The organism is Terriglobia bacterium (assembly GCA_032252755.1).
Taxonomy (GTDB): domain Bacteria; phylum Acidobacteriota; class Terriglobia; order Terriglobales; family Acidobacteriaceae; genus JAVUPY01.
In genome coordinates, this window is sequence record JAVUPY010000076.1 from 1 (window position 1) to 21,937 (window position 21,937).

18 protein-coding genes and 2 pseudogenes are annotated in these 21,937 nt (G+C 54.2%); 10 read left to right on the top strand and 10 right to left on the bottom strand.

Features of this window, described 5'->3' with window-relative positions; genetic code table 11:
- Nucleotides 1-185 (top strand): hypothetical protein (locus tag ROO76_19425; GenBank protein MDT8070345.1); only part of this gene is annotated, 185 nt, incomplete at its 5' end.
- 563 nt (nt 186-748) lie between these two features.
- On the opposite strand, the gene ROO76_19430 is transcribed toward ROO76_19425, so the two are convergent.
- Together ROO76_19430 and ROO76_19435 are read right to left on the bottom strand one after the other, a co-directional pair.
- Complete coding sequence (locus tag ROO76_19430) at nt 749-1,786, bottom strand: cytochrome c peroxidase (GenBank protein ID MDT8070346.1); 1,038 nt, start codon at nt 1,784-1,786, stop codon at nt 749-751.
- 240 nt (nt 1,787-2,026) lie between these two features.
- On the bottom strand, nt 2,027-2,509 hold the full coding sequence (locus ROO76_19435) for a TspO/MBR family protein (GenBank protein MDT8070347.1): 483 nt from the start codon (nt 2,507-2,509) through the stop codon (nt 2,027-2,029).
- 521 nt (nt 2,510-3,030) lie between these two features.
- On the opposite strand from ROO76_19435, the gene nhaR reads away from it, so the two are divergent.
- The 3 genes and pseudogenes from nhaR (at nt 3,031) to ROO76_19450 (ending at nt 5,874) form a co-directional block, all read left to right on the top strand.
- Nucleotides 3,031-3,960, top strand: coding sequence for a transcriptional activator NhaR (gene nhaR / locus ROO76_19440; GenBank protein ID MDT8070348.1), 930 nt, complete (start codon nt 3,031-3,033; stop codon nt 3,958-3,960).
- A gap of 129 nt (nt 3,961-4,089) precedes the next feature.
- A pseudogene (locus ROO76_19445) lies at nt 4,090-4,566 on the top strand (fasciclin domain-containing protein).
- Nucleotides 4,567-5,124: 558 nt separating this feature from the next.
- Nucleotides 5,125-5,874, top strand: a complete 750-nt coding sequence (locus ROO76_19450) for a BON domain-containing protein (protein MDT8070349.1) — start codon at nt 5,125-5,127, stop codon at nt 5,872-5,874.
- Between the two features lie 820 nt (nt 5,875-6,694).
- Here the strand turns inward: ROO76_19450 and ROO76_19455 are convergent.
- Nucleotides 6,695-8,395: a GMC family oxidoreductase gene (locus ROO76_19455; GenBank protein MDT8070350.1), complete on the bottom strand. Its 1,701-nt coding sequence runs from the start codon at nt 8,393-8,395 to the stop codon at nt 6,695-6,697.
- A 6-nt stretch (nt 8,396-8,401) separates the two neighbouring features.
- The gene (locus ROO76_19460) at nt 8,402-9,259 is read right to left on the bottom strand and encodes an aquaporin (protein MDT8070351.1); all 858 of its coding nucleotides are present in this window, start codon (nt 9,257-9,259) and stop codon (nt 8,402-8,404) included.
- Between the two features lie 114 nt (nt 9,260-9,373).
- Between ROO76_19460 and ROO76_19465 the strand changes: the two genes are divergently transcribed.
- Complete coding sequence (locus ROO76_19465) at nt 9,374-10,141, top strand: SDR family oxidoreductase (GenBank protein ID MDT8070352.1); 768 nt, start codon at nt 9,374-9,376, stop codon at nt 10,139-10,141.
- Nucleotides 10,142-10,358: 217 nt separating this feature from the next.
- Nucleotides 10,359-11,825, top strand: a complete 1,467-nt coding sequence (locus ROO76_19470; protein ID MDT8070353.1) for an SDR family oxidoreductase — start codon at nt 10,359-10,361, stop codon at nt 11,823-11,825.
- Between the two features lie 350 nt (nt 11,826-12,175).
- Here the strand turns inward: ROO76_19470 and ROO76_19475 are convergent, their stop codons facing one another.
- Nucleotides 12,176-12,520 (bottom strand): hypothetical protein, encoded by a 345-nt coding sequence (locus ROO76_19475; protein ID MDT8070354.1) that lies wholly within the window; start codon nt 12,518-12,520, stop codon nt 12,176-12,178.
- Between the two features lie 359 nt (nt 12,521-12,879).
- Nucleotides 12,880-13,467, bottom strand: coding sequence for a hemerythrin domain-containing protein (locus ROO76_19480; GenBank protein ID MDT8070355.1), 588 nt, complete (start codon nt 13,465-13,467; stop codon nt 12,880-12,882).
- Between the two features lie 375 nt (nt 13,468-13,842).
- On the opposite strand from ROO76_19480, the gene ROO76_19485 reads away from it, so the two are divergent.
- Nucleotides 13,843-15,606, top strand: coding sequence for a molybdopterin-dependent oxidoreductase (locus ROO76_19485; GenBank protein MDT8070356.1), 1,764 nt, complete (start codon nt 13,843-13,845; stop codon nt 15,604-15,606).
- A gap of 301 nt (nt 15,607-15,907) precedes the next feature.
- Here the strand turns inward: ROO76_19485 and ROO76_19490 are convergent, their stop codons facing one another.
- From ROO76_19490 to ROO76_19500, 3 genes are all read right to left on the bottom strand, one after another.
- The gene (locus ROO76_19490; protein ID MDT8070357.1) at nt 15,908-16,087 is read right to left on the bottom strand and encodes a hypothetical protein; all 180 of its coding nucleotides are present in this window, start codon (nt 16,085-16,087) and stop codon (nt 15,908-15,910) included.
- Nucleotides 16,088-16,272: 185 nt separating this feature from the next.
- Nucleotides 16,273-16,452, bottom strand: a complete 180-nt coding sequence (locus tag ROO76_19495; GenBank protein ID MDT8070358.1) for a CsbD family protein — start codon at nt 16,450-16,452, stop codon at nt 16,273-16,275.
- Nucleotides 16,453-16,548: 96 nt separating this feature from the next.
- Nucleotides 16,549-17,100, bottom strand: a complete 552-nt coding sequence (locus ROO76_19500) for a BON domain-containing protein (protein MDT8070359.1) — start codon at nt 17,098-17,100, stop codon at nt 16,549-16,551.
- A gap of 659 nt (nt 17,101-17,759) precedes the next feature.
- On the opposite strand from ROO76_19500, the gene ROO76_19505 reads away from it, so the two are divergent.
- From ROO76_19505 to ROO76_19515, 3 genes and pseudogenes are all read left to right on the top strand, one after another.
- On the top strand, nt 17,760-18,617 hold the full coding sequence (locus ROO76_19505; GenBank protein ID MDT8070360.1) for an alpha/beta hydrolase: 858 nt from the start codon (nt 17,760-17,762) through the stop codon (nt 18,615-18,617).
- A 547-nt stretch (nt 18,618-19,164) separates the two neighbouring features.
- A pseudogene (locus tag ROO76_19510) lies at nt 19,165-19,574 on the top strand (Hsp20/alpha crystallin family protein).
- A gap of 308 nt (nt 19,575-19,882) precedes the next feature.
- Entirely contained in the window at nt 19,883-20,287 is a 405-nt protein-coding gene (locus ROO76_19515; protein ID MDT8070361.1) for a hypothetical protein, read from the top strand.
- A 1,091-nt stretch (nt 20,288-21,378) separates the two neighbouring features.
- Here the strand turns inward: ROO76_19515 and ROO76_19520 are convergent.
- On the bottom strand, nt 21,379-21,768 hold the full coding sequence (locus ROO76_19520) for a hypothetical protein (GenBank protein MDT8070362.1): 390 nt from the start codon (nt 21,766-21,768) through the stop codon (nt 21,379-21,381).
- Between the last annotated feature and the right edge of the window lie 169 nt (nt 21,769-21,937).

The following is a 21,937-nucleotide window of genomic DNA, read 5'->3' on the forward strand; positions in this document are numbered from 1 at the left end:
AAGCGATCTATGCCGACATCTCTTCCTTCCCAAAGGAGCTAGTGCTATGGTCGCACGGGAATCCGTGGGTCAACATTCCTGTGCTCTGTCCTGACAATCAGTTCCGGGCCGGCAACCTGCGGCGGCGGTCTCCCCAAGCGCGACTTTCGCAGATCACCGCCGAAAAGGTTCCGCCTAAATTTTAGAAGTGGACTCTTTCTCGGTTCGGGGAAATGGGGGCCTCGCAATTTCGCACGAGTCTCCACGTCAGACGTTTACATCTGAATCGCTCGGCACGAATGCCTGGTTTTTCACCAGGTGCTTGGCTGCCTGTCCATTTTCGGACTGCCGACCTTCAGTCTCAATATCGAGATATACAGGATTTTTCGTCCGCATCTCTGGTAACGGTTTCGGCAGGTGCTGTTCTAGAAGTTCAAGCAGCCAGACTAGGCGCTCTAATGTTCCTGCTCCCACACAGCAGGTGTGTGGCTGTCTTTGGTACGTGCTGAGTAGACCTGACCAACGTGGTGTTCGTAATCCAGCAGTTCCGTCAGGGGCTAAGAAGAACTCATGGTGCGGGTCGGTCAGGCAAAACAGCTGTGTGAGGACGAGCAGGACCCCGCGAAGATGATGAATCTATGTAGCGAGGCTTCCTGCACCCCCAACGATCTCCATGCCCCATTGCTTTTCTTTCACAGAGTGTTCCAGTGAGACAGTTCCGCTAGGAAGACGCACCTGTTAATTGTGTCCCGAGTCAGCCTGCCAGAAATTACTCACCGCTCGGGCGTGGTGTTCGCGATGTGCTCTTCGGTAGTTGCGGACGTTTGATGTAGCTCTTCGGAACCTGGCCCGTCAGTGAATCCATCCAAGCTTCAATCGACTTCACTTGTGCCTCCGTGACCGTAACTCCGCGCTGGTGAACTGCCATGTTCCGGATTGCCTGGTCTAACGTGGAGACCGAGCCGTCATGGAAGTATGGTCCCGTTTTCTTGATGTTTCTCAGTGAGGGGACCTTGAAGACCATCTTGTCGGTTTCTTCCTTCGTGACTTGGTATCGACCTTGATCAGTCTGCCCGGGCCACGGTTCCACAACACCTAGCTTCTGGCACTCCGATCCGCCGACATAAGGACCATAGTGGCACCACTGACAGCCCATCGCCGTAAAGGTGTTGAAACCGGTCTTTTCGGCGTCCGTCAGCGCGGACGATTCGCCTTGGAGGAAGGCATCCCATCGCGACGGTGTTACAAGTCCGCGCTCGAACGCCCCGATAGCCAGCGCCATATTGGTGTAATTGATTGGGTCCTTCTCGTGGGGGAAGGCCGCCTCGAAGAGTGCAACGTACTCCGGCATGGACCGGATCACTTGAACGGCCGCTGCATGCGAGGGCATAGCCATTTCAACGGGGTTCGTAATGGGGCCTTTCGCCTGCTCTTCAACTGTGGGGGCACGGCCGTCCCAAAACTGCACAAAGTGCCCCGCAGCGTTGTAGACAGTGGGCGCATTGCGGGTTCCCTTCTGATTTTTATGGCCGGTGGAAACAGGCTCTGATTCGGCGCCAAAGGCGTCAAGTGGATGGCACGTATTACAAGAAATCTTCTGATTCGCTGACAGTCGAGGATCGTAGTAAAGAATTCTTCCGAGTTTCACCTTTGCGTCGGTTACTGGATTGTCGGCCGAACTCATTACTGCGGGAAGCGGTCCAAAGAGCTTCAATGCCTCGGCGTTCACTTGTATGTTGTCGGATGACGAAAGCAGGTAGCTGACCGGGATGACAATGAGCGCAAATAAGAAAGCGAGTCGTTGCATGACAACCCTCCCTGACTGAGTGCATTGCCTGTCAAACAAGGGGCCGACCCGAGATGCTTATTCTAGGGATTGTCGATCAGTTGAATTTCAATTGCGGTGACGCTACTCACACGAGACAGAGAACTCCGAGCTGAAGCTAACGGACTGAGATACACAGATTCGGACTAGCATTGGCGGCAGGGCTAGACGTCTACTCGAAGATCGAAAGCTGCCTGATCGTATTCGTGTTGGATTTCAGCGTCAGGGAGCACCTCTATTAAGCCGCCAAATACCAAAGTTCAAAAAGGTGGCGTATAGAACCCATGCGAGATACGGCATCATCAGCCACGCGGACAACCGGGAGACATGAGCGAAGTACTTCATCGTGGCGACAATCGCAGCCAGCAGAAGAAGGATTTCGAGCAGTGCCAGCCCTGGCTGCCGTAGCCCAAAGAACACGAACGACCATGTCGCGTTGAGTGCGAGTTGAACAACGAAGAGCGTGAGCGCGACGGTAACCTTTGCGATCGGGCGGTGACGGTATACCAGCCAAGCGGCAGTGCCCATGAGGAAATAGAGGATGGACCACACCGGCCCAAATACCCAAGCAGGAGGAGTGCCCAACGGTTTCGCAAGGGTGGGATACCAGGTCTTTACCGAGTCCGCCGTGAACCACGAACCGATTGCAGCGGCAAGAAAACAGATTGCAAGGAACACGACCCAGCTGATCCAAGATTTGGACATTCGATCCCTTTCTCGCGCAGTCATTTGCTCGAGATACTCTTTCAATTCGAACATGTTGGCTGCTATCACCGACTTCAACTGTCGAAGCGGTCCCTATATCTTTCAGTATTGGCCGACTCTATTTGTCGCTGTACTGCTCGATCGGCTCTTGCCACGGCGAACGCGACTGCTGCATGTATGTTCTCATGCCGTTCGCAAACCATCACTTCCTGACGAAGTCCAACATCCACTCGGATTTCGCAACTCTTGTCGACACCGCCACGAGGGCCATTCAGGTCAGCCAGCCGGACAGAAATAAACTTGATTCTTCCCGCAAATCGCCCCAAGGCGAAGTGGATGCGCCTTCTAATGTAGTCTTTCAGATCTGCAGTAAGTTCGATTCCGCGAGCCACTAATCGCAGTTTCATTTCGTCATCCCTCCGCAAAGCAACTTCACGTGCTCACAATAGGGGCTATCCAATCCATCGACAAATAGATAGTTCCGTACTGACGGATCGTTTAAGCCGATGTAGAGTGGAAGCATGGAATGGCTCAACTATCATCACCTCCTGTACTTCTGGACTGTCGCCAAAGAGGGCAGTATCGCTCGCGCATGCGAGAAGCTCCGGCTAGCGCAGCCGACCATCAGCGGGCAATTGCGGCTATTAGAAGAAAGTGTCGGAGAGAAGCTGTTTGTAAAACAGGGACGAGGGCTTGCCCTGACCGACGTCGGCCAGGTTGTCTATCGCTATGCCGACGAGATCTTTGGCATTGGTCGAGAATTGCAGGACGTCTTGAAAGGCCGGCCTAGAGGACGCCCGTTAAGGCTGCTTGCCGGGGTTTCAGACTTGATTCCGAAACTGATCGCCTACCGCGTTCTGCGTCCGGCGTTGCAAATGCCAGAACCGGTGCAGATTGTCTGTGACGAAGGCCCGCCGGAGCATCTACTGGCGGAACTCGCCGAACACCGGATCGATATCGTGCTGTCGGATGCACCGCTTCCTCCCACAGTTCCCGTGAAAGCCTACAACCATCTGCTCGGAACCTCAACGGCCACGTTATTTGCAGCCCAGAGACTAGGAGCCCGTTACCGGAAGAACTTTCCAAAATGCTTGGATGGGGCACCGTTCCTGTTACCGATGCACGAATCGAGTTTGAGACGTCCGCTGGAACAGTGGTTCGAGTCGAATAACATCCGGCCCGTCATCATAGGCGAATTTAAGGACAGGGCGCTCATGACCACGTTCGGGCAGGCTGGCGCGGGAATCTTTGCCGGTCCAACCGCGATCGAAAATGAGATTCGGGCACAATACCGGGTCGTTTCCATCGGTCGCATCGATTCCATTGTTGAGCGCTTCTACGCGATCTCTGCCGAAAGGAAACTGAAGCATCCCGCCGTTCTTACTATCTCCGAAGCAGCGCGCGAAAAGCTCTTTGCTAATCCGGCGCGCCACCGGCGGAAACACTTTTAGACACACATCGTTTAATCCGATGTATCAGTTCCAAAACATCTATTAGACAAATTTGTTCTCCAATCCTAGGGTGAGTACTTGAGAAGGCGATAGCGCAACAGCAAACGCCTGATTACAAGGAGACACTCTATGAACAGACTTTACATGGTTGTTGTGGCGATTGCCCTGTTCAGCATCAGCGCATTCGCCGGCCACACCCCGCAGGACGTCGTTGATACGGCTGTCCAAGCCGGATCGTTCAACACCCTTGCCAAGGCCCTGAAGGCCGCAGACCTGGTTGACACCCTGAAAGGACCGGGACCGTTTACGGTTCTTGCCCCGACCGACCAGGCATTCAATAACTTGCCTCCGGGAGCACTTGAAGTCCTCCTGAAGCCGGAAAACAAGGAACAGCTGCGCTCAATCCTGACGTATCACGTGCTTCCCGGACGAGTCCCCGCGAGCGATGTAGCCAAGCTCACGTCGGCCAAGACCGTGAACGGGCACGAAGTTCGTATCAGCGTTCTGAAAGGTGTGGTACGCCTGAACGACGCTAGAGTTACGAAGACCGACGTTTCGGCCACGAACGGCGTCATTCATGTTATTGACCGCGTGATTGAGCCGCCGATGGGCGAAATCTCGCAGGTCGCGAAGATTGACGACATGCTTGCTGCGTTCGAGAGCAAGGCCATTGAAACTCGACGCGACGCCGCAATTTTGGAGTCGAAAAGGCGCAACACCAAACTCAGCTGGCAGACCCACGCCGACAAGCTCAACCTCATCAAGGAGCAGGTCAATGAATTGGGCAAGAGGTTGACGGAGCTCGAAGGGATGAAGTCCGAGGCGACGTTGTTCCAGGAGAAAGCCATTGAAGCTGCCCGACCTCACCTTGAAGACATAGCTCAGCGTGTGGAGAACGCCATCAACTGGCTGAACGAAGACCGGCGAAGTATCTCGAACGCCGAGTACAGGGATAACTTGCATGGCATATGGAGCGATGCAGACCAGCTGTATCGGCACGTGGACACCATCATCGACTACCACGAAGCCCGGATGCGTATGCACGAACTCGCGGCGGAACCAGTAGCGCGTTAAGCGCCTCAGGCAACAACGAGGGTGGGTGTGCGGGACCCACACTCACCCCCTCAACCAAAATCAAAATTTAGGAAAGAACGGAATACGATCATGAAAAAGATTGCGATGTGGATGTTACTTCTTGCGCTTGCCTTACCGGTCAGCGCGCAACAAAAAGGCCAAGGTCGCTATGACCAGCAAATTCAAGCCAAGGCGTCAGAAGAGCTTGGAAAGCGTGACAAATTCAAAGATGTCACTACAACGGTAGAAGACGGCATTGTGACCTTGAAAGGCAGCGTAGAGCTTTACATCGACAAGGTCAATGCCGAGAAGCGGGTGCGCAAGATCCAGAACGTTGACGGTGTGCGCAACCACATTCAGGTTGCGAGCAGTGTTCACGATGAGATCCTGCGCGATCAGCTCTCGAACAAACTGCGCTACGACCGGGTTGGGTATGGGATTGTCTTTAACAATCTGACCTTGAGTGTCGAAAACGGGATTGCAACGGTCGGAGGCAAGGTGCGGGATTACCCGGACCGGGACTCAGCCATTGCCGTCGTGGAGACCACGCCCGGGGTGAAAGATGTGATCGATGAAATCGAGGTGGCACCCACTTCGAACTTCGATGACCGTCTGCGTATCGCGCTGGCTCGCGCTATCTATGGCAGCTCTTCACTGCAGAAGTACGCCATTGATCCACAGGCGCCGATTCGCATTGTGGTAGAAAACGGCAATGTCGAGCTTCACGGTGTTGTCGATAGCAAATTGGATAAGCAGATGGCCCACACACAGGCCAGCTCTGTCCCAGGAGTGTTCAGCGTAAAGAACAATCTGCTGGTGGCTTCGGAGATGAGCCGCTGACCCGAGCCGGGCCCCACTCTTCTGTTTGTGGGGCCTGGATTTCTGAAGGAGGACATGGCAATGAAATGGTCTTGAAAGATCGGCGCGTTTGCTGGAATTGCGGTTTACATAAACACGACATTTGTTCTTCTCTTGGGCTGGATTGCTTTCAGTCACTGGATGCAGTACCAAAGCCTGTCCCGGCATTGACGGGCGTGCTGCTGGGATTTGTGCCTGCAATCAGAAGCGTAGAAGGACCCCGAAAGAGGATTAGCACCAGCAGCATAAAGCTGTTCGGCAGAAATGTCGGGGTCGTCAGCGGCCTCTGGACCCTTATCCCCTCGTGACGATCATCATTTGGGCTACAGGCCTCTTTGGGTTCTTGGTAAGGTTGACACCCCCCTACCGGACCATCCTGAGTATCGCTTGGTTCGTACTGCTCACTATCATCAGCCCAAACGGTACTAAATGGTGCGCTTATTCGGCTCTGCTTTGATGGGCATAGGCAAGGCGCAATGTAGGAGAATAAAGGTCTCAATGACACATGCGGCAACAGGCAATCGCGGGATGCTCAATCGCTCCGCATATGAACCGCGGACCTTCTATCGATTCAACGTGAAGTGCGGCTGCAAAGAACAGTAGCCACGGTGGATATGGAAGACAGAAATCGCTAAAGCTGGTTCAACTTGTAGTTTTGCCATATTCTTCGCGTCTACTGCTGGCGCGACTGTAAGTCTCGGCTGCGTCCGGTTGATTCGAGGTGGCCTCATCCCGCTGTATCGCAGTCGTCGATTGGGAGCGACAGGACGACTTCTCAGTTACAACATCGTCAAACCGTTTACTAAGTCAGGCGTTCCGCCAAAAGGTGGTCTGCCACGCGCAAGGCATTGGCGATGATTGTCAAAGATGGATTGACCGCGCTCGCCGAAACAAAACACGATGCGTCGACGACATAGAGGTTGTCGAGATCGTGTGCCTTGCAGTAGGGATCCAGAACGCTTGAGGCCGAGTCGGTTCCCATGCGGCACGTGCCATTCTGGTGTCCTACGCCTTCCAAGGGAATCCGTTTCTTGAAATAAGCATGCAGCGGCACGGATGTACTGGCATGTCCGGCCCGCTTCAATACATCGACCCACCGGTCCTTGAGCCGATCGAAACTTTCAACGTTGTTTGGCGTGTAAGAAAGTTGAATGCGCATGGGGGCGTGATCGGACACCGGCTCAGATTCGTTTGTACGTCCCGTATCTCCGGAGGGGTGCGATCCCGCAAGCCCTGGTTGTCGATTCTCCACCGCGAGCGGGGTTGTATTTCGAATCGTAACTCGATTATTCGGATCGGGAAGATCCTCGGTCGTCAACCACCACGGAACGGCATGATGCTTCATGCCTACCAACGCAAAATCGGGTGTCAACGGTGGCGCCTCTCCCTTCATCATCTCGTAGTGAAAGCTCCCTACGGGCTGCACTTGCCCCAATGGAAAAGGATAGGTAGGATCCGAATCTTGGAAATAGAAGTCGTTCGTACCCCAGGTCTTTGTGTAGGCGTCCTCGTTGCGCTCGGTCGAAAGTGCAAGCAGAGCGTCCGCCTGATGGTACATAAAGTTACGCCCGACCTGATCCGAGGCGTTGGCCAGCCCGTTGGGATGCTTATCATTGGCAGAGGCAAGCAATACCACTGCGGAATTGATGGCTCCTGCGCACAGACAGAAGATGTCTGCCGAATATGTAGCTGTTCCTGCATCTGCTCCCGAGTGGATGACTTCGACGCTACTCACGGCTCTCCCCGTGGCGCTCGTCAGTAGACGGACCACGCGGGAATTCGTCATAAGCGTGACGTTAGGCAGGTCAAGGATTTGTCGTATGCAGTTGATGTCAGCGTCCGACTTGGCATGGACCAGGCACGGATAGCCGTCGCAGGTGTCACAGCGCACACACTTTGACTTAAGAGGATCGGCCTCGTCACGTTTCAATCCAAGCGGGATTGGAAATGTGTGAATTCCGAGACGGCGCACGGAGTCTTCAATGGATTGCATGCGAGGCTCGTTAGAGAGTGACGGATAAGGATACTTTTCCGAGTGGAATGGCTCCGTGGGATCGTAGGAGCTGCCGTAGCCTCCGGGAACCGACGGGGCGCTGCCGAGGTCCCCGTGAACTTCGAATAACTTCTCGGCCCGCGTGTAATAAGGTTCGAGTTCGGAATAGCTGATGGGCCAAGCCGGAGAGATCCCCCCCTTGTGACGCACTAATCCGAAGTCCTGCGCCCGCATGCGGAACATCGCAGCGCCGAATACCTTGGTCTGTCCTCCAACGTAATACGCCTGCTGCGGATGCAACTCTTTTCCATGAATGTCCTGCCAGGTCTCTTTGGTATGGTAGCGATTGTCGAGAAAAACCGCCTGCGTATCCCAGTTCAGTTTTTCCTGCGGGAGGAACGGACCACGTTCGAGGACCAAGATCTTCTTGCCCGCGTTCGCCAGTTGAAGTGCGAGCGGGCCCCCACCGGCGCCGGTGCCAATGACAATCACGTCATAATGCGAACCCATGGAGATTTAGATGCGGCGAATGCCCTCGACAACCTCGCTGTTAGCGACCGCTCCACGATCGTGCGAATGACCAGGAAAATGGCAGCGAAACGGGCACAGATACCGAGGGTCGGGGTGGAGCTTGGCACAAAAGATAGCGTTCGTCCCGACGACTCGGGAATAGATCTCCGCGACGCCCAACATGCCGCCAAGCGGTGCTACGAAATAGAGCCATTCAGACGTCCAAACTTGGGCAAAGACTGCCGAGCCCAAGGTCCGCGCAGGATTGATGCTGAACCCGGATACCGGGGCAAAAACGAGAATGTAGAAGGCGATCAGACTGCCGACCGTGGAACTGGTGTGTTTTGCCAGTGCGGGCCGGTTCGACATCCAAAGCACCGCGGCCATCAGAAGCGCGGACATGAAGAGCTCTGCGAAGAAGGCGGCGGAGGTCCCGTATCTTCCGGGTACTGTCACCGCATAGTCCACTTTCGGATCGGCCAGCCGGGTACCGAAGAAAAGCTTGGCGACCCAAACCCCGAACACGCCGCCCAAGAATTGCCCTATGACATATCCCACCGCATCAGGGACCGCGATCTTTTTTAAGCGCAAGTAGCTCAGCGTGATTGCCGGATTGAAGTGAGCTCCCGACCGTTTGCCCATCGGCGAATGAATGATGAGGACGGCCGTCAATCCCATGGCAATCCCCATGAAAGCCCGGCGCTCGATCGCACTGGGAACCAGTTGAACGATGGCCGCGGACGGAGCGAACAGAAACACGGTGAAGGCGCAGGCCGAGAGCATGAAGATGGAAAGCTCCAGTCCCTCGAATACGTAAAGGAACCAGTGCTCTCGCAGCACGTACCATGCTGTCCTAGCGGCCATTAGCTTCGACCTGAAAATTGAACGTCGCCCTGGATTTCGCAATCACCACCCCAAAGCTGCGCATTTCTTGATCGTGTCCATGTTCTCTGCATCAGATGCTATTACGAGGCACAGATGACTCTGGAGAATAAAGTCGCAGTAATCACCGGGGCTGGAACCGGGATCGGACAGGCAATCGCAATCGCTTATGCCGCCAATGGAGCTTCAGTGGTGGTCGATTATGTAGGCAAAGCCGAGATTTCTGCGGAAACCATCGGCAAGATTCAAAAGGCTGGCGGAAAGGCGACGGGTGTGGAAGCCGACGTATCTGTGCCGGCTGACGTGAACAATCTGATTGAAAAGACCATCGCGGCATATGGCCAACTCGACATTCTTGTGAACAATGCCGGAATTGAGAAGAAGATCGCCTTCGTGGATTATCCGATCGAAACGTGGCAGAAGATCGTCGCCGTGAACTTAACCGGACCATTTCTGTGTGCGCAAGCTGCAGCCAGGCAGATGATTCAACAAGGAAAGGGCGGCAGGATCATCAACATCTCGTCGATCCACGAAGATCTCCCCATGCCGACGAACGCTCCGTATTGCGCCACCAAAGGGGGCTTGCGAATGCTGATGCGGACCATCGCGGTGGAACTCGCGCCGTACCAGATTACCGTCAATAACATCGGTCCCGGAGCGATTTATACGCCAATTGACTTGGACGTAGAAAGAAATCCGAAGCTAAATGACGCGATTCTTGCGGAAATTCCCCTTCGCAGATGGGGCAAACCTGAGGAAGTCGCGCAGCTTGCTCTATATCTTGCATCGGATCAGGCCTCTTATATTACGGGCTCCACTCATTTCATCGATGGCGGAATGATGATTAATGCTGGAAGTCTGTAATGGTTTGGCAGAAGATGCCTGCAAGGCAAACCTCGATTCCAGAGGCGTAGAAACAAGTAGCCGAAAGAAGCGCACGTACAGGAATCTGGGCCAATTTCTGTTCGGTTCTCCTGAAACGCTGAAATTCTATTTGGCATAAATGCAAGCAAGAAGCCGGGCTTCGTTGGACTCTGGGTGCGCTCGATTTTTCTAATGTAGTGATGAGGTTCAAAGGACCATGCAATTTGCAGGCGATCCTGGCCGCCCATCTCCGGTCTTGCTGACGGGAGCTACCGGTTACGTGGGTGGGCGCTTGCTCAAGGCTCTGGAGCAGCGTGGATTGCCGATCCGCTGTTTAGCGCGCCACCCGGAATTTCTGAAGTCACGCGTTGCTGCCAACACCGAAGTTGTACAGGGAGACTGCCTGGACCGGGCATCTCTTCCAGCCGTTCTGTCTGGAATGGACTGTGCCTACTACCTGGTTCATTCCATGGGTTCGCCTAACAAGTTTGAAGAACAAGACCGGCAGGCAGCTCGTAATTTCGCCGAGGCTGCTAGTGAAGCTGGCATCCGTCGCATCATTTACCTCGGTGGCCTGGGGGAAAAGGATCCTTCGTTATCGGCTCATCTCCGCAGTCGACTCGAAGTTGCCGACATCCTTCGTACTTCTGGAATTCCGGTCATCGAGTTTAGGGCTTCGATCATCATTGGTTCAGGCAGCCTGTCCTTTGAAATGATTCGCGCTTTGGTCCAGCGCCTGCCGGTGATGATCTGCCCGCGTTGGGTGGCCGTCAAAGCCCAGCCGATTGCGATCGAAGACGTGATTGCCTATCTCTTGCAAGCCTTAGAGTTGCCCATTAACGAGGGAGAGATATTCGAGATTGGTGGTCCCGATCAAGTCAGCTACGGCGAGATCATGCAGGAGTACGCCGTGCAATGCCATTTGCGTCGATGGATGATTCCCGTGCCGGTTCTCACACCGCACCTTTCGAGTTTATGGTTGGGATTAGTCACTCCCATCTATGCTCGCGTCGGTCGCATATTGGTGGATAGCCTGCGCAACCCAACCGTCGTCAGGAATCAGAGCGCGCTTGCGGTCTTCGACATCAAGCCTAAGGGAATACGGGAAGCGATCACTCGTTCCCTCATCCATGAAGACCACGAATTTGCCGAAACGCGATGGTCAGACGCGTTTTCTTCTTCCGGTGAACCTCCCACCTGGGGTGGTGCTCGTTTCGGAACCAGGATTGTTGATTCCCGGGCTATCGAGGTTGCGGTTCCGCCCCGAGCCGCCTTTGCGCCCATTCGTCGGATTGGCGGCAAGAACGGCTGGTACTTCGCTAACTTCCTTTGGTGGATTCGCGGATCCCTGGACGTCCTCTTGGGTGGTGTGGGATTGCGACGGGGCCGTCGTGATCCTGAGCACTTGTCGGTCGGGGATGCGCTTGATTTTTGGCGAGTCGAAGCGTTTGAGCCAGACCGACGCCTCCGCCTTGCCGCCGAGATGAGAGTCCCGGGCCGGGCGTGGCTTCAATTCGAAGTCGAGCCTAAATCCGGAGGATCAACCGTTCGGCAGACTGCCATCTTCGATCCCGCAGGGCTGTGGGGCTTGATCTACTGGTACGCGCTATTTCCCGTCCATCGCTGGATATTTGCCGGGATGCTTCGCCGCATCGCTGCCTTGGCTAAACGGCAAGATGAGTGAAGATCAACTTCGGCGAACTTCAAAGGAGAATCGTTCATCGTCTGGACTGCGACCCACCTCACCTCGCTCGCGAAAAGCTCATGGAACAGAGTAGGATTTCGCTCACAGTGAACGGACTCTGCATTGGTTCCTTGCAACTTAAACGAACTGATATGGAGAATACGACTTTCGCCTCCACGAATGAATACTCGGCATGAATGCCTGGTTTTTTACAAGATGCTTAGCTGCCGGTCGATTTGCGGACCCCGACCATCCGGTCTGAATATGCCGACATACGGGACTTGTCTGCGGCATTCCTCATCGCGGTTTCGGCCTGTGCCTGTTCTACGAGTTCGAGCACCGCAGAATACCTACCCTGGCCAGGCAATCGTAAGAAGGAAGACACTGTTGGTCTTTCCTTCAACATCATGTATGACATCGCGCTCCAGAGTGAGCAGACTGCCGACATGCATTTCGACTGTTCTGCCGTTAACATGAACGTCGATCTCGCCTGAGAGCGTCTGGATCGAAAGCCGGCCTGCCGTCCGGTGCTCGTGCAGACGGCCTCCAGCTTTGAGGGCAACTAGTACAACCCGCAAGTCTGGATATTTGGCGATCGTGTTTGCCGTGTGTTCGGCTTGCCACGGCTGCTCCGAAAGCAACCGCCCAACCTCCTTGGCGAGATCGAAGGTCAGTAAAACCCCCGAGGTAGGCACCGGTTGGCGTATTCTCCCGTCCGCAGCGTGAGGCTTTTGGGAGGTGGTTGTGTGTGGGTTAGTGTCGCATTGGCCCTTGTGCTCAGATGGGTCGCCTTCTCGCAACACAAGTTCTCCGCCGTCCAAATTCGCTCGGTCGGCGAGTTGATGCCAGGCTGAACTAAGCGTCTCGATGGGTTCACGGTCGAGTAGTCGAATTTGGAACAGAGGTGGACATTCCGTCTCTTGGTGAACGGGGCAGCCACATCGGACCACAGTATGCGACAACAGAACGTCGCTTAACGGAACTTCGTACGTCTGTCCGCACGCTTTACATGGCATGCGGATGAACGCGTGATCAAGGATGTTGAAACTTAGATTCATGCGCGCCTCGCGAGCTGATCACATTGCGGGCAGTGATCGATGCGTTCGGAAAGTTCGTTTGCAAGCGCCTCAAATCGCTCGTGAGCGTTGGTGCCAAGGACCTCTTCTGCCTTCTCAAACTGACTCAATAAAAGTTCCTGGTCGCTTTCGGAAAGGATCTTGTCCGCCATTGGAAATAGCAGATAGTCCTCTTTCCAAATGTGAGCGGGATAGAGAGCTACAAGACTCTGCAACACTTGAATGAGTGGGAGGCGCCCTCGTTCAGCATCGTTGATATATGCGGCTGCCGCGGAGTTTAGGTCGTCGAGAAGCTGTCGCGACTTGACGTGCTCGCCTTTCAAGGCTGACAGTGGGCAGCCAGTCGATGGCACGCCCTTACTCTCCAGATACGGGAAGAAGAAGCTTTCTTCTTTTCCATGATGGCATTGGTCGCTGAATTCTCGCATGAACTGCAACAGGTCCCTCAGGACCTCTGCGCTGACTGCGTGACGGAATTCAAGTTGGGGGACGATTTGTGCCATGACGGCTACCGCTTTCTGGATCACTCTGTGCTCTCGTTCTAAGGCCTCGGTTGCTTTTCTCATCGATTGCTCCACCTCTGCGAAACAAGCAGATCTCAGCCACGATTTCTTTAGCGCCCTGATTTGAACCAGGAGCATCGTCGTCGGAGTCTTTGCGGTCATAGCATGTGGCAGCACCAGCGGCATGTACGCGAAGGAACCTGCCTTTGCCTCCTGAACGTCTTCTCCGATTGTTATGTCCGCCTCACCCTTAAGAATGCGGAGGATGGCCGGAGTAGGAGCCGAATGAGTCGAGAGCTCCTGCCAGCCGAGAACCCAAAGAGCGTGATGTTCACATCGTCTTTCTGCAGCACCTGGCTATGGATATTTTCTTTGGGAACTTCTGCCGTAGCCAACAGGTCACTAACGAATTTGTAGTCCATCGTCGCCCCTCTTTTAGTGTATCGTAATACGATAGATGATGTTGCCCTGACACTCGGCTTCGGCGACGAGGCAGTTCACCCGCACAAACTATTCACCTCGTTTCGAATCTACGTATTTATGGTTCATTTCGATGTAGCACACCGCGCGGTGCATGTCCCAGAAGACCGCCGGTTTCGAATCTGGGTACGTCCTTCCATTCTCATCGGTATCGCCACCATCGTGATCGCGGTGCTTGTGGTCGCATGGATAGAAGTTGCCCTTTCAGGTCTGCCCACAGTTCCTGAAGTTTCGCAGATGACGAACACCGCGGGGCCCCACGGATTTCCGCTGTGGGTTAGATATTGCCACTTCTTCAATTTCTTTTTTGTGATGATGCTGATTCGCAGTGGACTGTCTATCCTGATGGATCATCCAAGGCTCTACTTCAATGATGACTGCACACCAGGCAGCGAATGGATTCGGTTCACGCCACTTCCTGTTCCTCGGGACCATTTGTGGACCGCGAAGGACGACTCCCGGTATATCTCGCCTTTGGTCGGCACGCCGGGGTATCGACACACCATCGGCATCGCACGAGTCTGGCACTTCATCAACGTCCACGGATTCATCGTGACGGGAATTCTCTTCGCTATCATGCTCTTCGATACCGAACAGTGGCGGCGCATCGTGCCTACCTCTTCGGTCGTGCTTCTGCAGGGATGGAATATCTTTGTGCACTACGCCACGCTGCACATGCCGGCAGAACCGAATGGGTTTTATGGATACAACTCCCTGCAGCAGCTTGCGTATTTCAGCGTGTTCTTCGTCTTCGGTCCGCTGGCGATTCTGACGGGAATCGCCATGTCTCCTGCTGTGGTGAATCATTTCCCGTGGTACGCGCGCCTGTTCGGCGGCAGGCAGTCGGCCCGATCAATCCACTTCCTGAACATGCTCGGGTTTCTGGGCTTCCTCGTTGTCCATGTCACGTTGGTAGTCATGACGGGATTTACCCGCAACATGAACCACATTGTCATGGGCACGGACAATCAGAGCAGTGCGGGCATTTTCTGGGGGTTCGTCGGAATCGGAGTAGTCGTGCTCTCCTGGGTGCTTGCGCATTACCTCTCATGGAATCAGCCGCGCCGACTGCAGCACGCTCTCAAGTTCGTGACGTATCCCATGCAACTGATTACTCTCAACCAGCTCGTTCCTCGTCAGGATTACTCGGAGGCACAGATCTCCCCATTCTTCTGGCCGAATGGCAAGATGCCGGTACGAGAAGACTGGATGCATCTCGCCGCCAATCACTTCCGCGATTTCCGGCTGAGGGTCGGGGGCTTGGTCGAGAACCCAGTCGATCTTTCGCTCGCCGACATCGAAAACCTCGGGCACTTCGAAGACATCACCATGCATCACTGCATACAGGGCTGGACTGGAATCGCGAAATGGGGGGGGCTGCCCATGAAGAATCTTATTGAGCTGGTGCATCCGAAACCAGAGGCCAAGGTTGTGGCTTTCTTCTCGTTTGGCGGTGGTCTGTACGGCGGAACCTACTATGAAACCCAGACGGTCGAGAACCTGGTTAAAGCCGAGTGTCTCCTTGCCACCCACATGAATGGACAGCCCCTACCAGATGTGTATGGTGCTCCAATTCGGCTGCGCGTTGAGAACCAGTTGGGTTACAAGATGGTGAAATGGATCGAACGTATCGAGTTTGTCCGGTCCGAAAAGGAAGTGGGCGCTGGCGAGGGTGGAAAGAACGAGGACGACGAGTATTTCGACCTTCTGCCAAACATCTGAGTCGGAGTGCGGGAATTCGGTACAACTCTGAAGGGCCTCGCAATTTCGCACGATTTTCCACGTCAGACGTTTACATCTGTATCGCTCGGCATGAATGCCTGATTTTTCACCAGGATCCCCAGATTTACTTCCGAGTCGCCGACAATCCGCCCAGAACGCTGTTAACGGGCGTGACTCGGGATAGGGTATTGTAAGGTCCTGCTGGGAGAGGTTGGAGCTAAGCCATTTCGGCTTGTCAGGGGCGGTCACCGGTCGAACCGCCCCCGAGCCGTACATTTCACCGGTCTAAGTCCACTGCACCCTAAGCCTTCTTCTTTTCTTGATCGTGTTTCTCAGGTTCCGACTGCGGACTCTTGGGCTGTCCAACCGGGACCTGCGGTTTCTGTTGCACTGGCTGGTTCGGCTGGTTTGTGGGTTTCTGCTCCGGAGCGGGCTTCTGTGGATCGATATGCTGTGGGTTGAGATTTTCTTTATCTGGCATTTTATTTCTCCTTTTCGGGGTTTTCTGTTGTCGGTTACGTTGTCTGCAAGCGACTCAGGCGATTAATGGGGCGGCACGGAGCGACTGATTTATGTGGTCCGCATCAATACAGAATTCCGAGCGCCACGCTGATTGTCCGCCGGGTTTCTGCCCAAACTAAGCGATCAAGTAGCTTTGTTTGAGCCTTACTTCTCGAAGACTTTCTCAACCTGTCCGATTTTCTTTTGAACCTTTCCAGCTACCCTTTCATGGTGGCCTTTGGCTTCGAGTCTCGGATTGTTAATTACCTTACCGGCCGTCTCTTTGATAGCGCCCTTCACCTGGTGCGCCTTACCCTTTAGTTCGTCTTTGATGCCCGCTTTCATCTTGTTCTCCTTTTTCTGCGACTAATCTGTATTGACTAAATTTCCATAATGGACTGGAGCAGCGTTTGATTCAGAACGCGATGACTCCGATAGCTCTCATTGCGACGAACTGGCCTTTTGGTTCTTGATCTGTAGGCTGTTCACTACCTGCTTTACATTTGGAACTGCAGAAGCGATCTGTTCAGCATCCGCCCGCTTGGATTGGGAGTTGACCTCTCCGGTGAGCGTGACTACACCATTCTTGACATCATATTTAACAATCTTCTGCAGCCGGTTTTGGGTGAGCGCAGCGTGCAAGTTCTTCTCGATACCCTGGTCGAGATCAGAGCTCACCGCCTTTGCTTCGCTTTCGGCGCCGGGAGGCGTCACGGCTATCTCATTCGCGACAACCTGCCCAACCGCAATCGACTTTGCAATCGATTCGGCCTGTGACTTGTCCGCCTCGGCGGCCACGTGTCCGCCCAAGGTCACTACACCCTTATCGCGATCCTGACTTACGGAGACGTCTTTGAGGCCGGCTTGATCGAGCGATTTGCGGATGCTGTCAGAAACATCGGGTGATTGCGTGGCCCTCTGCGAGCAGCCTACAAGGGCCACGACTGCTAGCAGCACGAGCAATCCTAAGAAGAATAGTTTTAGTGTTTTCATAGCTCTCCTTTCATGAGCCATAAGGAATGAATCCACCGAGAGGCCCAAGTCGTCGGCGCCATGAGCCGTTCGAGCCCCAAACCGTTTTTGAACTTTAATGCAGACGCAATCCGCCGAACTGCAAACTCCTTGGGCGTGCCTCGTCAAACGACGAGAACTCACATCAAGAAACCGCGCGACGAGAGGAAGAGTACGCTGAGGCTTGGAGCTGATCTGTTCACAATTGCTCAGCTAACGAAAATCTGGAGTGAGAGTTCTAGTTTGGGAATACGCGCCACGAAGAGGATTTTGTACTTCTTGCTTCTCGGTGTCGAAGACGCCGGCATTTCCGTATTAGCTGGCCTTCCTCAAACAAGTACAGACATCTGTGATGCCTACGACAATGTGTGGTCCGCTCGTTAGGCGCACAGGCAAGAGATCTAACCAAATGAGAGAGTGTGCAATGTTGACCAGTCTTGTCGCAATGCTCCATGGATGATTGTCTTCGCGGTTCTCTCTAGAGGTTTCAGACGAGGCAGCGCGCTCCGTCATTCAAGTTCAGTCGCTAACCCCCAACTCGAACAGAGACACATCGCGGCGCAGGTAAAGATGTTCATCAGGCGGATACATGCGCAACGAGGCCGCTCGTCATCAACCAGAGACAGACAAGGAGACTTTCCATGCCATATATCAAGGTCGGTCAGGAAAACTCGGGCAACATCGATCTCTACTATGAGGACCACGGTACGGGTAAACCCGTTGTACTGGTCCACGGGTGGCCGTTGAGCGGCCGTTCCTGGGAGAAGCAGGTCCCCGCCCTGCTCGATGCAGGGTACCGCGTCATCACCTACGACCGAAGGGGATTTGGCGACTCCAGTAAGCCAACTTCGGGCTACGACTATGACACCTTCGCGCAAGATCTGCAGAAACTTGTGACAAAGCTCGAACTTCGTGAAGTCTCATTGGTGGGTTTTTCCATGGGCGGCGGCGAAGTGGCTCGGTATCTGGGTACCTACGGAACCGACCGCGTGAGCAAAGCGGTGTTCATTTCCTCGATCCCGCCATTTCTCCTAAAAACGAGTGACAATCCTGATGGTGTTGACGGTAGTGTTTTTGATGGGATCAAGAAAGCGATCGTCGATGACCGCCCGGCTTTTCTTTCTCAGTTTCTTTCAAGTTTCTACAACGTGGACACCTTGGGTGGGACTCTGATTAGCGATCAAGCAGTTCAGTTCAGTTGGAACATCGCGGCCGGGGCGTCGCCCAAGGGCACTCTGGATTGCGTCTCGGCGTGGTTGATCGATTTCCGCAACGACCTTAAAGGAATTGAAATACCAACATTGGTGATCCACGGTGACGCCGACCGGATTCTCCCTATCTCCGCCACCGGAAAGCGCACTGCTGAGTTTGTTAAGGGAAGCAAACTGGTGGTGGTAGAAGGCGGCCCACATGGTGTGACCTGGACCCATGCGGGCAAAGTTAACCATGAGTTGCTCGACTTCCTCGGGCAAGGCGCCCGAAGTTCACGAGCAGCGTAACCTCAGCGCTCGGCGCAACAGGTAACCATGCTGCACGGCTTGTTCTTTGAGCACAGAGGAGTCGCCAGCTACTGTGACATCGATGTTCGAAAGAAAGGAACCGTTGCGGTCGGGCGCAATATTGCTACAGACACGTGAAAACCGTACTAAATGAAATCCCTCGTGCAAATCGCCCAGCCACACGAGTGCGAATGTGAGCGCTCTGGCTCAGAAGACGGTCGGGTTGAGTGCTTACCTTTAGACATTACTTCATCGCTCCTGAAAACTTGGGACCGAGGTGTCGCCGCGTAAACGAGCACTTCACTGCGGCGCTGAGTGGGGTTGAACTGAGTGAAATGATGGTTACCAGGAAAAGGAAAAGTCCGACCGCAAGATCCCGTACGAGGATGTTCTCTCAGGTCAGTAGGGAGATGGCAAAGCCGCGCTTGACGGCGTCGGTGCGCGCCGCGGGGAACTCCTCGCTCAGAAGGAGGAATAACGTTATGACACTATTGACCCGTTGGGAGCCTTTCCGTGAGTTTTCCACTATGCAAGACCGTATTTCCGCATGAACCGTCTCTTCAGGGGGTCGTATAGCCCCGAAGGGCCGGAAGAGGCACTAACATCCACCAGCTTCGCACCACCAGTGGACATCTACGAAGATGAGCACAACATTACTTTGAAACTCGAAGTCCCGGGCATTGACGAGAGAGACATTGATGTCCGCATCCAGGGCAACAGTCTCACCATCCATGGCGAGCGCAAGATCTCCGCCGCGTTGAGCAGGAGTATGGAAGCTTCACCCGCTCATTCACGCTGCCCGGGTTTGTAGATTCAGGGCAGGTGAGCGCCGACTATGACAAGGGTGTGTTGAAAATCAACCTCGCCAAGAAGGCTGAGGCAACACCAAGGCAGATCAAAGTTAATGTTGGTCGCGAGAAGACGCTCGAGGCGAAAGCGCACGGTAAGGTCGCATAAAAACAAGCCTACTAAGCTTCGAGCGCACAATTCAGTCTCTTCAGACCCGCTGCCAGGTCTTGCCCCCCTCTCTGCCTCTGAATATCCGCGTGTTGCTGCTTCAATTCGTCGCCAGCGATCGTTGGCCTTTGGCTTGCGGTCACAGAACTCACTCATCCCGAGGTTTAAAATCGCAGTTGTTCGATCAGCAAGGAAGAGAGGTGTGCGACTCGCGCGAAACAAAAGTTTTAAGGATTACGCCGACGCCACTTCAGCGTCGTTAGAGGAAACCGAGACACGTGCCGATCTAGTAGGCGAAGGATAAATCGATGAGCGTAAAGGTGGGTTTGTGGATTGACCATAGGAAAGCTGTGATCATGGCTGTTACGGACCGAGGGGAGGCAACGAGGCTCGTAATATCAAAGATTGACAAACAACTCGGACGTTTTGGTGGTGCACGTTCTACGACTCCCTATGAATCGCAGCAAGTACCAGCAGATGATAGCCGCCAAAGAAAGTTAACGGGACATCTCAACATTTACTACGATGCGGTGATTGCAAGCATTCGCGATGCAGAATCTATTCTGATATTTGGGCCTGGTGAGGCCAAAGGCGAGCTGAAGGAACGTCTCGTGGAAGACAGACTCGGGGGGCGCATCGTCAGTGTTGAAACTGTTGACAAGATGACTGATCGTCAAATTGCGGCGAAAATCCGGCAGTACTTTGCAAAATAGTGTTCACCAATTAGATTGAGATGGAGCCGGGCACCCACGGCATGCAGCCGAAGCACACCTCCCGCAGAGGTGGCATACTTGAGTAGAGGGGGGCCAAGCGAATCAAGATTACAGACTCTCTGACGCCAAGCACTAAACTGTTTGAAGCGCGTAGGTGCAGCCTCGAGCTCGCGACCCGCATCTGCCACAAGGAATATTAACGCCTTGCATCTCCGGGCGGCCACAGATCCCGCTAAGTCGAAGCTCGGTAGGTCGATAGCGTTGCATCGAAAACAAGAGGTATCGAAACCGAGTTGACCTGAAATATCTCTTTGTAACTCATAGATGCCCACTGCCATCATGCCTTGTTGAGTGAGCAGATCGAAATCCGCGGACGTGACAAAGACACTCCGATTGCGTGCTCTGTTGCGAAGCACCTGCGGGCCCTGATATGCAACGCTTTCTGACCCTGCCGGACCCTGCCTTCCGAGGCTGCTTCTTCTGTAATTTGTCCGCGACCTGATCAAGCTCCGCAACAGTTCAAGGCTCAAGCCAAGTCGCACGGCAATGACTAAACGTGAACTGTTCTCCTGCTTTTCACGCATGGCGCTACGTGCCGAAACACGCGGCCTCGGCACCAGCGCTATTGGGTCGTGGCCATCGACGAGATCGTCAAAACCATGCCACTGCTATCACCTGTTACTTTGACCTTCTCGCCTGCTAGGTCGGTGAGTTGCTCCGATTTCCCTCGAAGTTCGATCATCTTACCTTCGGCAACGACGACGTTCTCGCGCCGTGCTTAACGCAATCGCGTACGCAGTCGGCGTTCGGTTTGCTGGGCATCATGTGCTTCTTGGTGCACATGTTGTCGGTCAGGACTCTCGGGCCGTCATTGCGAGAGCTCGAAGCCTTGAACGGCTCCGACTGACCGCCTCCAGGAAGCACGCCGGCCAGGAATTTCCATCCCGAGAACACTAGCGTATGCTACGGCGTACTCCTGTCCTCCAGGCGACCAGGGCTAGGGCATCCCACCGAGCTGCCATCATGGGAACTGCTAAACTTGATGTCTTGTAACCGCGAACACCGTCATATCTATCATGCACGATCCAGGGTTACTGCTGGCAAGTGTCACTGACCATAGTCAAATTCGTGACCGTCATGTGACCGCTCTCTTTCGCGTGTTTATCCATGCCATGCTCTTTCATCTCCTCCTTCGTGTCTTCCTTCATCCCGTGCGCCATGGCATTTGACACTACGCCTACAATCTTGACCGTATGACCGACATGTTCGTCGAGTTTGACGCTGTCGCTCTTGATCTCCCATGTGCCTCCGTCTTTCGCGGTAAACTTGAATTCATTGGCATCTTCGCCTTTCTGAAGACAGCCGGTGAGCGTTCGCGTTTTCTTGTGAGTGGTTTTTGTGGTGTCCTGCGCAGTTGCCAGTTCGGCCGCGCCCGCAAACATGAACAACGCAATAAGCCCAGTCACGATCTTGAGTTTCATTATTAGCCTCCAAGGGAGTTGAGAACTTGCCTCACAGGCGGGATGGTACGACTTGCGCACGATGTGCGACTGGTCAAACTTGCACACTCCTGAAACCGGCGACTCTCGATTTACTCAGCGCTCCCATAGTTTTGCCTTCCGGACAAGCGGATAATACTTGGGATGCTTC